11 protein-coding genes are annotated in these 12,946 nt (G+C 39.3%); 5 read left to right on the top strand and 6 right to left on the bottom strand.

The annotated features are described in order from the left end of the window. Positions 1 to 2 precede the first annotated feature (2 nt). Positions 3 to 2,006 carry an SUMF1/EgtB/PvdO family nonheme iron enzyme gene (locus tag RMY64_RS21785; RefSeq protein WP_322670229.1) on the top strand — a complete coding sequence of 668 codons (2,004 nt, stop codon included), beginning with the start codon at positions 3 to 5 and terminating at the stop codon, positions 2,004 to 2,006. Positions 2,007 to 2,502: 496 nt separating this feature from the next. Here the strand turns inward: RMY64_RS21785 and RMY64_RS21780 are convergent, their stop codons facing one another. The 3 genes from RMY64_RS21780 to RMY64_RS21775 all read right to left on the bottom strand — a co-directional run bounded on the left by RMY64_RS21780 (position 2,503) and on the right by RMY64_RS21775 (position 3,524). Continuing rightward, on the bottom strand, positions 2,503 to 2,715 hold the full coding sequence (locus RMY64_RS21780) for a DUF6887 family protein (RefSeq protein WP_322670230.1): 213 nt from the start codon (positions 2,713 to 2,715) through the stop codon (positions 2,503 to 2,505). Positions 2,716 to 2,723: 8 nt separating this feature from the next. Then, entirely contained in the window at positions 2,724 to 2,885 is a 162-nt protein-coding gene (locus tag RMY64_RS36875; RefSeq protein WP_322670231.1) for a DUF6888 family protein, read from the bottom strand. Positions 2,886 to 3,155: 270 nt separating this feature from the next. Then, positions 3,156 to 3,524: a hypothetical protein gene (locus tag RMY64_RS21775; protein WP_322701076.1), complete on the bottom strand. Its 369-nt coding sequence runs from the start codon at positions 3,522 to 3,524 to the stop codon at positions 3,156 to 3,158. 176 nt (positions 3,525 to 3,700) lie between these two features. On the opposite strand from RMY64_RS21775, the gene RMY64_RS21770 reads away from it, so the two are divergent. From RMY64_RS21770 to RMY64_RS21755, 4 genes are all read left to right on the top strand, one after another. Beyond that, a complete protein-coding gene (locus tag RMY64_RS21770; RefSeq protein WP_322670233.1) occupies positions 3,701 to 3,925 on the top strand; it encodes a hypothetical protein in 225 nt (74 codons plus the stop codon). Between the two features lie 682 nt (positions 3,926 to 4,607). Next, positions 4,608 to 5,900: an ATP-binding protein gene (locus RMY64_RS21765; protein WP_322670234.1), complete on the top strand. Its 1,293-nt coding sequence runs from the start codon at positions 4,608 to 4,610 to the stop codon at positions 5,898 to 5,900. Then, positions 5,890 to 7,650, top strand: coding sequence for a tetratricopeptide repeat protein (locus RMY64_RS21760; RefSeq protein WP_322701075.1), 1,761 nt, complete (start codon positions 5,890 to 5,892; stop codon positions 7,648 to 7,650). The genes RMY64_RS21765 and RMY64_RS21760 overlap by 11 nt, the downstream gene beginning before the upstream one ends. Before the next feature lie 67 nt (positions 7,651 to 7,717). Beyond that, positions 7,718 to 8,338 carry a Uma2 family endonuclease gene (locus RMY64_RS21755; RefSeq protein WP_322701074.1) on the top strand — a complete coding sequence of 207 codons (621 nt, stop codon included), beginning with the start codon at positions 7,718 to 7,720 and terminating at the stop codon, positions 8,336 to 8,338. Positions 8,339 to 8,431: 93 nt separating this feature from the next. Here RMY64_RS21755 and RMY64_RS21750 read toward each other — a convergent pair whose 3' ends face one another. The 3 genes from RMY64_RS21750 to RMY64_RS21740 all read right to left on the bottom strand — a co-directional run bounded on the left by RMY64_RS21750 (position 8,432) and on the right by RMY64_RS21740 (position 12,878). Beyond that, positions 8,432 to 9,505: a PstS family phosphate ABC transporter substrate-binding protein gene (locus tag RMY64_RS21750; RefSeq protein ID WP_322701073.1), complete on the bottom strand. Its 1,074-nt coding sequence runs from the start codon at positions 9,503 to 9,505 to the stop codon at positions 8,432 to 8,434. Positions 9,506 to 9,761: 256 nt separating this feature from the next. Then, complete coding sequence (locus RMY64_RS21745; protein ID WP_322701072.1) at positions 9,762 to 10,919, bottom strand: serine/threonine-protein kinase; 1,158 nt, start codon at positions 10,917 to 10,919, stop codon at positions 9,762 to 9,764. Positions 10,920 to 12,251: 1,332 nt separating this feature from the next. Next, on the bottom strand, positions 12,252 to 12,878 hold the full coding sequence (locus RMY64_RS21740; protein WP_104909637.1) for a cytochrome c oxidase subunit 3: 627 nt from the start codon (positions 12,876 to 12,878) through the stop codon (positions 12,252 to 12,254). Positions 12,879 to 12,946 lie beyond the last annotated feature (68 nt).

Here is a 12,946-nt window from a genome sequence, read left to right as displayed (position 1 = left end):
AGATGGCAAAAAATTGGGCGATCGCGATCGGAATTAACCAGTATGATTATCTGCAACCGCTAAACTATGCCAAGCGGGATGCACAGTTAATGCAAGAGTTTCTGGGCAATGAAGCCGGATTTGAGCGGATATTCTTCTTCTCTGATGACTCCCCTGAACTTGCTGGAAAATCGACTCGTCCAACTCGCACTAACTTACTGCGAGTCTTACGACAGTTATTTGAGAAACCCTTTATGGGAGCAGGGGATAATTTCTGGTTTTTCTTCAGTGGTCATGGGATAAGATACGCTGACCGTGATTATCTCATGCCCTGTGATGGCGATCCAGAGGATATTGAAAACACAGCAATTGCGATTAACTTTGTCACTGAACGTCTGCGTCGCTGCGGTGCTGATAACGTTGTCTTGATTCTGGATGCTTGTCGCAATGAAGGCAAAAAAACAGGTGAAGGAATTGGGCGACAAACCGCAGATGAAGCACGTCAACAAGGAGTTATCAGCATTTTTTCTTGTATTCCCCAGGAATATTCTTATGAAATTAATGCTTTACAACAAGGTGCTTTTACCAAGGCATTACTAGAAGGGTTAGGAATTCAAGGTAAATGCGCTACTGTCGAACGATTGGATCAGTATCTCAGGTTTCGTGTGCCTGAACTGGTTAGCCAGCATAAGAATACAAGGCAAACGCCTTATGTGATTGCTGAACCTGTGAATAAATCCCACCTAATACTTGTGCCAAGATATGCAACTCTAAATGATATCGCCACGTTGAAAAATGATGCTTATCAAGCAGAAGTAAACAGGAATTTAGATTTAGCAGAGCAATTATGGATTCGGGTATTAGCTGCGGCTTCAGGGCAAGATATGGAGGCGGTGAAAAGTTTACAAAGAATTGAACGGTTGCGAAATAGTTCTGCAATTCCTGATTTACCTCAGCAAACAATTCCACAAGCATCTAAGTCAGTCACAAATACACCTATAAGTAAACCTTCTCAAATTCCATCTTCTAAGCCAACCTCATCATCCCCTGTTACTAATACTCAAACTTCTGGTGCGGGACAATTTGTAACATCTACAACGACATCAAAAAAACTAATATTACCTAACTGGTCACGACGACGTGTAATTCAAACTACTGGGTTTGCAGTTGCTGGGTTGGGTTTGACAATTGTATTACCGCGCCTTTTGTGGTCTGATTCAGGAGAAACTGATTATTCAGCAGGAACACCTTATACACCAGCATCTACACCAGAAATAAAACAGAAACCAAAAGACTTTATTGAAGACTTAGGGAATAATACCACTTTGGATATGCTGTGGATACCAGGGGGAACTTTTATGATGGGTTCACCTGGAGGAGAAGCACAGAGAGATGAAGATGAAAGTCCACAGCATCAGGTAAAAGTACCTGGGTTCTTCATGGGTAAATATGAAATTACCCAGGCACAGTATCAAGCAATTATCGGTAGTAATCCTTCCAACTTCAAAGGTGAGAAACGACCTGTAGAAACCGTGAGTTGGGATGATGCAGTAAAATTTTGTAAAAAATTGAGCCAGAAAACAGGAAAAACTTATCGACTACCCAGTGAAGCCGAATGGGAATATGCTTGTCGTGCTGGAACCAAGACCCCATTTTATTTTGGTGAAACGATTACCACAGATTTAGTTAACTACAACGGTGACTATCCCTACGGTTCTGCTCCAAAAGGTAAATTTCGTAATGAAACAACAAATGTAGGAATATTTCCACCAAACTCTTTCGGTTTATACGATATGCATGGTAATATACTTGAGTGGTGTCAAGATGTATATAACGACAATTACCAGGATGCGCCAAAAGATGGTACTGCATGGCTGACTGGTAAAGATAATAACATTATGCCGCTGCGTGGCGGTAGTTGGCTCAATCGCGCTGGGGGTTGCCGTTCTGCCGATCGCTGTGGGCACGCGCGCGCGGATCTTAACAACGATGTTGGTTTTCGGGTGGTGTTGGTGGCTGTGGCGTGAGGATTATTTGCACTTTATACTCTTCCCCTTTTGCCCTCTGCACTTCTTATTCAGTCTCCGCCACAGGCGGATCAAAAAATTTTTTTCAAAAACTGGTGTCTTGATATCAAAACCATCATACACTACATTTAATCAAATTTCTCACTTAGTTTGAGAGTTTAAGCATGGGGCAGGTCGATTTTAGCTGCTGCGTAGCGGTAGTTGGATCTCCTATGCCAGGGTTTGCCGTTCTGCCGATCGCAACATCAGCGCGCGCGAATCGTAACAACAATGTTGGTTTTCGCGTGGTGGCGGTGGCTGTGGCGTGAGTACTCCCCAAAGTCATAGTTGAGAAATGGGAATTTATCGAGCATACACCAGGGAGTCCAGACCTGAACCAGCGAGGAAGGCGACAACCTCCGAATATAAAATCGAGTCGGATAGCTTGGTAGGTTGCAAAACCGAACAGTTGTTCGACTCAATTAATTCTGCGACATTTAAAAGAAACTTCTAAAATCTAGCTCATTTTTAATTGTTCTAATTTTTGTTTAATCAAAATTTCAACTTCTTCAATCTCAGCATTCGATTTTGGGATGTCAAAAGTCTCTGGAGACGCTTCAGATGTAAAGCGGTCAACAAAAGCACGAAACGCTGCTTTGTTGTCGGGGTGAGCAATGACGAAGGCTCTTAACTCGGTTTTGCTCATGCTGCTAAAGTCTGGCTCAATCACAAGAACCTCTAAAGACCATTGCGATAGATTTCTATCTCTATGTTATATCCTGCCAAAATAAACACATTACCTGTTTGTTCATTGAGGCGGATAATGTAAATAGGAGTGAATGTATTGGTCAAAGATTGACATAGTATGACACACCTGATGCCTTGTTCAGCAGTTGGCAAGATTTGTATACCTCATAACCCCATAGCTTGGAATCAGAATAGCAGGTAAGGGGAAAATATCAAACCATCTATGTTGTAAATTGATAAGGCAGTGTTTTTCAATCTCGCCATCAAATATCGAATCTAAATCCCCGTCATAAAACTTAATTACGAATTACGTTAGCGTAGCGGGGCGTAGCCCATTACGAATTACGAATTACGAATTATTTAATAGTGCGTTGTCACAAAGGTCAACGCACCCTTATCTAAAGAAGCGGCGAGTCCAAACAATTACTTCACAGATGTCACTATTTGGTTTACTACTGGGCGTGGTTTCTTGCGGTCTGACCTGCGCGTTCCACCAGCCATCTCATATTCATCACTATTTTTGCCATAGTGAGATGCAACGTTTAACAGCATTTGCTCAGAATAAGTATTCAACTCTCGTTCTGCTTCTATCAATGCGTTGTGTGTCTTATTTACTACTGCTTGTGCTTGATTATAAGCGGCTAGCTTCTCTCTTAACTCAACTACTTTAGTGTTGTAAGTAGCAATTGAAAACCCATTACTAAAGTCTAACTCAGGGTTAATTGTCTGCATTCCTTCAATCCGTCGTTCAGCTTTGGTCAGCGACATGGAGTTTCGTTTGCGTTGCGTCATATAGTTTTCCTGTTTCGATTAATTTATAAATAACCCGGATGTTATACACTGAGTTATTTATATATCATCAAAATACGCAACAAGCGGATGCACTAGCCACAGTGAAGTTACAGAATTATAAAAGCATGGATGGCATTAGCTAACTAGATAGATGCGGGTATATTTGCTGAAATTCGTTGAGAAAAGCAGGTTTTGAAGTCGCACAAGCAGGTTTTGAAGTCACAAAAGCAGGTTTTAAAGTCACAAAAGCAGGTTTTGATGTCACAAAAGCTAGTTTTGAAGTCGCAAAAGCAGGTTTTGATGTCGCAAAAGCTAGTTTTGATGTCGCAAAAGCTAGTTTTGAAGTCGCAAAAGCTGGTTTGATGAAAGATTGTTTAAATAATTCCATAACGCTTAATTAGTTCAACAGAACAACTCCACAGATTTATCCGTGGGGTTGCGACTATTACCGCAAGGCGGAATTAAAATAATGCTTTTTAGCGCCGCGTGCAACTTTCTTTTAAACTTAACCCCCAGTTTGCAGGGAAGGGGAGCAAGAATCAAAGCCTCTCCATCTTTTGGGGCTACGCTGTATACACAAGTCGAATTACCCCCCTTAATCCCCCCTTGTAAAGGGGGGAAACAAGAAAAGAAATCTAGTTCCCTCCCCTTTATAAGGGGAGGGTTAGGGTGGGGTAATCAGCTATTTCAGACTTGTGTCTACACCGTAGTCATTTCGGCTAGAGGGGGATGAGATTAAGCACACTAAAAATTTATTTTTATAACTGAAAATTTTATTTTATTTATATGTTAAGTAACTTTTAGGATGTTATTTGTATAATCTATCATTCAGTCTGAATTATCGAATGTATAATCTATCATTCAGTCTTATTGATTATTAACCTCTGTTACTCATTGATAGGTTGAAATTTGGGAATTATGGCATCTCTTTTTCAGACATAACATATCACTCACTTAGTAGTTATTTATTAACGGGATTTGAGAAGTTATATAGGCATACTCTATCCTAGACATGACCTAAACTTGTGCTTCAAAAATCATGAGCCATTATATGAATAGTTAGCACGTTAACAGCACTATCCAATGTCTCAAGACTTATTAAACTCCTTTCAAGAAGCATACAGTAATCTCGAACTGTTTCCGTTAATGGAACGGAACGAAATGGAAAGATTTCGAGTCGAATATGGTGATGATTTGATTGCAGACCTGAACCAATTAGTAGAAGATAGTCCTAATGGAGATGGCAAAATAGTCTTTACAGGACATCGAGGATGTGGTAAGTCTACTTTGTTAGCTGAGTTTAGCCGACAAATTCAAGATAAATATTTTGTAGTTCTGTTTTCTATTGCCGATAAAATTGAAATGTCGGCAGTTAATCATATTAATATACTGTTTGCGATCGCAGTTAATTTAATGACAGAGGCAGAAGCCCGCCGAGTTGATATTCCACAATCGACTAAAGAAGCTCTTTATAAGTGGTTTGCTACCCGCACTCGCACTGAAGAATTAAATTTGCAAGCAGAAGCTAGTATAGGTTTTGACCTCTTAAAATTGATTAGCTCTAAATTAAAAGCTGATGCAAGCGTTCGGGATGAAATTAAGCAAGAATTTGAACGCAAGTTATCAGATTTAGTTGCGAGAATTAACGAAATAGCTGCTTTAATTCAAGCTGCAACTAAACAAAACGTTTTAGTAATTATTGATGATTTAGATAAACTGGATTTAGGCAGAGTTAACGAAATTTATCGAGATAACATTAAAGCTCTTTGTCAACCTAACTTTCAAATTATCTACACTATCCCGATCGCAGTCCTTCGAGAAACATTTATTAGCACAATAATTGCTACTGAAACCAACGATCAAGTTGTGGCAATGCCTGTATTAAAAATATTTGATAAAGGTAAAAATCGCTTACCGAATGCCCAACCTCGTCGGGAAGCAACAAAGATTCTCGGTGAAGTTTTACAAAAGCGGATTCCCAGTGAATTAATCGCGGTAGAAACTGCTGAAAAAATTGTGATTTACAGTGGTGGCGTATTGCGAGAATTAATTCGGATTTCTAAAGAATGTTGTCGTATATGTTTGCGAACTATCCGGCGAAACCCCTCAGCCGAAGTTATTATTGATGATAAAATTCTTCTGCAAGCAATCAATAAAATTCGCAATGATTTTTCGATACGCTTAGGAAAAACTGATATCGATATTTTGCAGAGCGTTTATGAACAATTTATGCCCAACGACCCGAAACAAGCAGAGTTTTTAGATTTGTTACATGGGCTGTATGTTCTAGAATATCGCACTGATGAAACTTGGTATGATGTTCATCCAATTATTATCGAAAGCTTGAGAAGACAGGGAGCCATTAATGTTAAATGAGGAATTATTTGATGAAGGAGAAAATCAAGATGCGTATGATGATTTAATTGTTTCTATTGAAGCTCAAAAGCGGGGATTAAATTTACTGATTGCAGTTTGCGATGATGCTAGCTTTCGCGATCGGATTATTGCTCAATATGAAGCTGAACTACAACCCGCCTTCGGTGTATATCGAGTAACTCTAGCACGTCAAGAACCTAGTCTCAAAGCTGCTATTAACCAACTGGTACAACAAGAAGAATATCTCCGTCAGCAGAACCCGGCGGTAATCACTGTGACGGGTGCTGAACAATTGTATTTTCTCAGATTGGGAAATGAGCAATCGGAACAGGAGAAATTGTTTGGTTACTTACAGTGGACAAGGGAAGGATTGCGCGAATTTCCATTTGCGATCGTGCTTTGGGTAACTAATCAAATTTTAGTCAACTTAATTAAAAAAGCTCCTGATTTTTGGAGTTGGCGCAACGGTGTATTTCGGTTTGAATCTCAAAAGACAAATGCTATTCCTGGTAAAGAATTAGAAAATATCCGCTTTGTTTTTCGAGACACAGAATTAGCTAGCACAGATACTAATGAAACTAATCGCTTTTTCTTACCCATTCAAGATTTACAAAGGTTAATCGAGAAAGTAGAACAAGAACGGGGAACTAAAGACCCCACCTTGGCTACTTTATACTCAAGATTGGGCGATATTTACCACAGCAGATTAGATCGGGGTGAATCTCAAAACTATCAAGAAGAACAGGAATTAGCAATTAAATATTTGCGGAAAGCGAGTGAGCTACAAAATGAATTAGGTTTGCAGATAGACTTAGCTAATAGCCTCAACAATTTAGCAGGAATATATCGTGCAACAGGAAACTACAGTGAAGCCGAACCCTTATATAAACAAGCTTTAGAACTGAGAAAACGCTTGTTAGGAGAAAATCATCCTGCTTTTGCTACTAGCCTGAATAATTTGGCAGGACTTTACAAATCTACTGGACAATATAGTAAAGCAGAACTCCTATATCAACAAGCTTTAGAACTGAGGAAAGGATTGTTAGGAGAAAACCATGCCGATGTTGCCGCTAGTCTGAACAATTTGGCATTACTATATGATGAACAAGGACGTTATGACGAAGCAGAACCTCTGTATTTGCAATCATTAGAACTCGAAAAACGTTTGCTGGGTGAAAATCATCTTTCTTTTGCTCTGATACTAAATAATTTAGCGCTACTTTATTATCATCAAGGACGTTACAGTGAAGCCGAACCTTTGTCGCAACAAGCAATAGAATTAGATAAGCGATTTTTGGGAGAAGAAAATCCTGATGTTGCCACAGATTTGCACAATTTAGGTTTAATATACCGCGCTCAAGGACGCTACAGTGAAGCGGAATCTTTATTTTTAGAATCATTAGAACTCAAGCAGCGTGTATTACAAAAAGCGCATCCGCTATTAGCAGATACGATCTATGCTCTTGGTTATATGTACAGAGAGCAGGGACGTTACAATGAAGCGGAACCCTTATGTATAAAAGCCTTAGAACTTGATAAGCACCTATTGGGAGAAAATCATCCCAATGTTGCCGAAAGTCTCAATAATCTGGCAGAAATTTATCGTGAAACTGGACGTTATTGTGAAGCTGAACCGCTTTATTTGCAAGCTTTGGATATTTGCGAACGAGTGTGGGGTGTAAATCATATTCGTAGTGTTACTGTTCGTCAAAATTTAGATAAACTTGCCGCAGCAATGCAGAATAATTAAAAGGAAGTAGCGATTTGAACGATCTGTGATGAAAAACCTAATAACAATGACTTAAGGTAGGCAATTTATGACTCAAGCTATACCCAAATTAGTAACCTTTGAAGATTTTGCAGCTTGGCTTCCTGAAGGTGGAAGGTATGAATTACATGATGGCGTGATTGTTGAAATGGCACAATCAGTAGGAGACCATGAAGATATTATCGGGTTTTTGGTTGAAAAAATTGCAGTTGAGTACGTTCGCAATGGTCTACCTTATTTCATCCCAAAAACAGCATTAGTGAAATCTGCTATTAGTCAGTCTTGCTATTCTCCAGACTTGCTATTACTCAACCGTCCTGCTTTAAAATTAGAGCTACTTTGGCAGAAATATTCTACGGTTGAGTTTGCCGATTCTATCCCTTTAGTGATTGAAGTTATTAGTACTAACTGGCGGGATGATTATTATAAAAAGCTAGGTGAATATGAACAAATAGGGATAAAAGAATATTGGATTGTTGATTATTTAGCTATCGGTGGTAAAAAGTTTATCGGTAATCCTAGACAACCTACTATCTCTATCTACCAATTAGTTGACGGTGAATACCGAGTTACTCAACTTAGAGGCAATGACCGCATCGTATCACCTATTTTTCCCGAACTAAACCTGATTGCTCAACAGATTCTGCAAGCTGGTAGTTCCCAGTTCTAGCCGCGATCGCACACAGTCTATACTTTTAGATACCCGACCTCTTAAACAAGTCGGGTATCTCTGGAAAGCTTGCTCAATTGTCCTGCAAATCTACTAGCGAACGCCAACAAAACCAGCTTTCTCAATTGCCCTTTGTCCCTGATCGGTTGATAAAAGATTGGCATAAGCATTTCCAATCTGCTGTTCCCGTCCTTTATTCTGCTTAATAATCACAAACAAATTCGCAATCATCGGATAGCTGCCATTTTCGATCGCCTGAGTATTTAGTTGGTTGCGCTGACGCGGACACTGTTCAGGCGAAACCATCGGCGTTTGATAAGGGGTAATTAGCCGATCGGAACTCTGACCCAATGGCAAAGCTTTCACGCTACATTGAAAGACTACCGAACGGGCAGAAGCATAATACACACCACCAGGAGTTTTACTGAGTTGGCGCACTGCCTCTGTAGCAGAGTAGACATATTGCACATTAGAGCCAAATGCTTGCCCTTTTAAGCCGCTATTGTTAGGAAATATTACTGTATCTGCGTCTTCTGGTCGTTGCGAAAAAGCTGTAATGGGTAGATTTGGCCCGCCGACTTGATTCCAGTTAGTAATTTTACCTAAATAAATTTGCTGCAATTGGTCAACAGTTAAACCAGGCACATTGAGTGATGGGTTGACTACCACTGCTATCCCATCTTTACCCACTTGGCGTTCCTCAAGGGTAAAACCTCGCTCTTTTGCCATAGCTTGTTCTTCATCTGTGAGGGGACGGGAAGACTGAGCAAAGTCTATTTTCCCATCAAGCAACATCCGAATGCCAGAGCTAGAACCAGGACTACCATTAACAGGGTTTACGTAGCGTAATCGTAGTTCCGGGCGATCGCTCTGGATCTGAGAATCTACCAATTGCCGAATAGATGCCCAAGCGGTACTACCTCCGTAGTTGAATGATGCAGGGGGAACATCAGCAACTGTCTGAAAAGTTGATTCATTCTTAGAGACGCGATTGAAATTTTGATTAGAGGAATTAACGCTGTTGCGGGGCAATATATTTGGCTTCAATAACCACCAAAGTAATCCGCCAATAACCATAAGTGTGAGAACTTTACCAATAATCAAACCTCTAAGAAAGAGGGAGATTTCGCTGTTAATTAAAGCTTTTCTTTGATTTGTATTGTCCATTTTTTTAAATATTGTTTCATTGTATTTATCTTACAGGAATATCTAGGTATTTATCCTACAGTAATCTTGAAATATTTAAATTTACAGTAAATTTGTAATAGCTAGTTAATAGCCAGTTTGATGATTGCTGCTAGATAATTAACTTTTCTAATTTAGTGAAATTAAATTTACTCTTTGGTAGTTTTTGCAATGGTGCAATTGCTTTGACAGATTCTTTTATTAGCTGCTGATTTAGCTAGTAGACTACTTGTATTAGTTAATAACGGGAACTCAATCTTTCTATAAAACTCTTTAGTGGAGTAGGTTGGTTTGGAAGCGATGTCCCCGTATTAATAAATGTATAGATTAAAACTATTACTATCAAACTCGTAGTTGCACCAAGACCAATGCCCAGTAGCAAAATAAAGTTTCTATAAGTTAGCAAATAAGTATCATCAGCTTTGTAGTTGATGTCAGCAGATTGTGATGACTCTGATAACGCTACATCAGAATTAAGTGCTTGTAAAGCTTCTGTGGCAGACTGATAACGCTGGTTGTAGCGATCGCGAACCATTGTATCTAAAATATTTGCCAGAGCATCACTTACCTCTGCCTTGTCGCGCCAGATAACTTCTCCAGTAGTGGGATCTTCTGGTAATTGCTCAGGCATTAAACCTGTTAAAGCTTGGATGCCAATCATCCCGACTGCATAAATATCGCTGCAAAGTTTTGGCTTTCCCTTAGCCTGTTCGCTTGGCATATAGCCAGGAGTCCCAACCGCAATTGTTAAGCCTGCTCCCAAAGCACCAATTTTCTTAATACTCCCAAAATCAATTAGCACAATCTTTCGATCGGAGTACCGCCGCATTAAGTTTTGAGGCTTAATATCTCGGTGAATAATATCGTGTTGGTGGACGAAAGCCAGTACTTCTAGGATGTCTTTTAATAAATTTACGACTGTATTCTCGTTGAGACGCTGACCTGGGACAATTTCTTGAGTCAAGGCATGACCGTCAATATATTCCTGAACTAAATAGAAATCCCCGTCTTCATTAAAATGAGCAAACAGTCTCGGAATTTGCTCGTGGTTGTTGCCTAGCTGGTATAAAACTTCTGCTTCCCGATCGAATAGCTTTTTAGCAATGGGTAGAACAGCTGGGTTAGAATCTTTTGGATGAAAATGTTTGACTACACAATGAGGTTGTCCTGGTAAATCCAAGTCAATGGCCAAGTAGGTATCACCAGAACCGCCACTTCCTAACTGTTTGACAATCTCAAAGCGATTCCGAAGTGTTTTTCTGTTGAAAGAGGAGCGATGTCTGTTACGTATAGCACCCCCTACTAAGTAAGTATTACCAGATTCTCCGCTTCCTATCACTTTGACAGTTTCAAAGCGACTTCGGAGTGTTTTTCTGACTAGAGGGTTCTGGCTCATGTGGCGTATACTACTTCTTAATTTACTGACCATTCAGAGCTTGAGTGAGGTTATTAATAACTGCTTGCTGCTAGATTTGCCGATCTTTGCGGCAGTTAGCCATCGCGCGACCTATGCTTTGGATACCTTTGGTGCTTAGTTGCTTGACTGCTTTGTTGAATACCCTTACAAGTATCTTAATACAAAATTAATTTATGAAATACTTCTGTAATATTATCACTTAAGTAAATTTAACACTAGTCCACAGTATTTAAACTGTGGGCAGAGAATAAGATTTATGAGTTAAGATGGTTAATTCTTTTAACTGTTAAGTCTGATTACTGACAAAACGTTGAGCAGTGAAATTTCAAGGCACAAATAGCACTTAAAGTGTTCGCTACCATTTTGTCATCAGATTCTAGTCGTTACTAACTGCGATCGCGTTGTCAGATCGATGTGAGTTTGACGAAAAAACTCAAAAATATTGGGTAAGTTTTTGAGATAGTTAGGTGTAACTTTTCAATTACTCACGCATTTTACGATCTCGATTTACTAATAATTATAGCAAATCTTTAATGCGTATTCGCTTCCACAAAATGCCACAATTAATATGTGTGATACCAATTGTTAAAAAAAATCCATCCCTACCTACCCTTAGCAAGGGGAGGGTGCGTGTCAGCGCAGGTTGGGTTATCTGTCGTAAACATTTTTGGAATTGGTATCAAAATACTTCAATGAGAAAGCAAAGCGAATTACAATACTTGCAATCTCGCCAATAACTTCAAGTTTCTTGCTACTTTTATGACTAAAATAAATATGAGAATTATATTTCCTTAAATATAAATCCGTATAAATTTGCGAACTTTATTTATTGGTTTACTCAGTCCTTATAACATTAATTTACAGTATATTAACTGGTTCTTCAATACTTTCTCTAAAACATCCTACTTTTCCGACTTTTCCCACCTTTTACTTTACTCGCCTTTTTATCACTTTCAATCACCCAGTTGCATCTAGCAAAAGTAATAGTTGGAATAAATAGTTGAAGCTGATTTTTATATATTTTTTATTTAACTTTTTTAGGTAGGCAATAAATATGCCTTATTTATATTAATAACCTTTGTATAAGGCAATACAGAAAAATTGTTTAACCTTTACCGCTTACTTTTTTCCCTACAATGCCAAGAAGTCTAAGGTTTTTGGAGCTAACCCAAGCGTATTGTTGCATAAGGGTAGCACTTCTACGTCTTTATGTTCATTTTCACTGATATTTTTATTCTGTTAATTAAAAAAGCCCCCATTAGGGGGCTGATTAAGTTGTCCGCGTGGATTAAACAACTAGTTAATTAATACTTACAGTAGATACAGTAATCCGAACAAAATAATCCAAATTACGTCAACGAAGTGCCAATAAATTTCGGCTGCTTCAATGCCAAAGTGCTTTTCGTTACTATAGTGACCCGGAAGGCGCGATCGCCACAACACGGCAACGATTGCCAAAACGCCGATAGTAACGTGCAATCCGTGGAAACCAGTCAAAACGTAAAATGCACTCGCAAATAAATTGGTAGTTAGACCAAATTCTAAATGGGTATATTCATATACTTGACCCACCAAGAAGATAGCACCCATTGCAGCGGTAATTGCTAACCAGATTTGCGCACCCCGCGCATCGTTCTTTTTGATAGCAGTATCGGCATTGTGCATGACAAAACTACTAGAAATTAGATTGATGGTGTTGACTCCAGGTAACAAAAGTTCTAATTCTGGAGTACCTGCTGGCGGCCATGCAGGTAAGGTAGCACGGAAAGCCAAATAGGCTCCGAACAACCCCATAAAAATCATCCCTTCAGCAATTAGGAAGACAATTAGCCCAAACATCCGATGGTCTGGATGTTCTTCATGATGACCGACGGACGCTTCCGCTGCATGGTGATGATTTAGTTCGGTTTTAGCTGGGTCAATAGTTTGACTTTGCATGAATTTTTATAAGTGGGGAATGGGGAATGGGGAATGGGAGTTAGAAGTTAGGAATTAGAAGTTAGGAG

Origin of the sequence: Nostoc sp. DedQUE08 (assembly GCF_034530895.1) — a bacterium.
Lineage (GTDB): Bacteria > Cyanobacteriota > Cyanobacteriia > Cyanobacteriales > Nostocaceae > Nostoc.
Note: the sequence above shows the minus strand (reverse complement) of the source record. Positions and strands in the feature narration are given on the sequence as shown.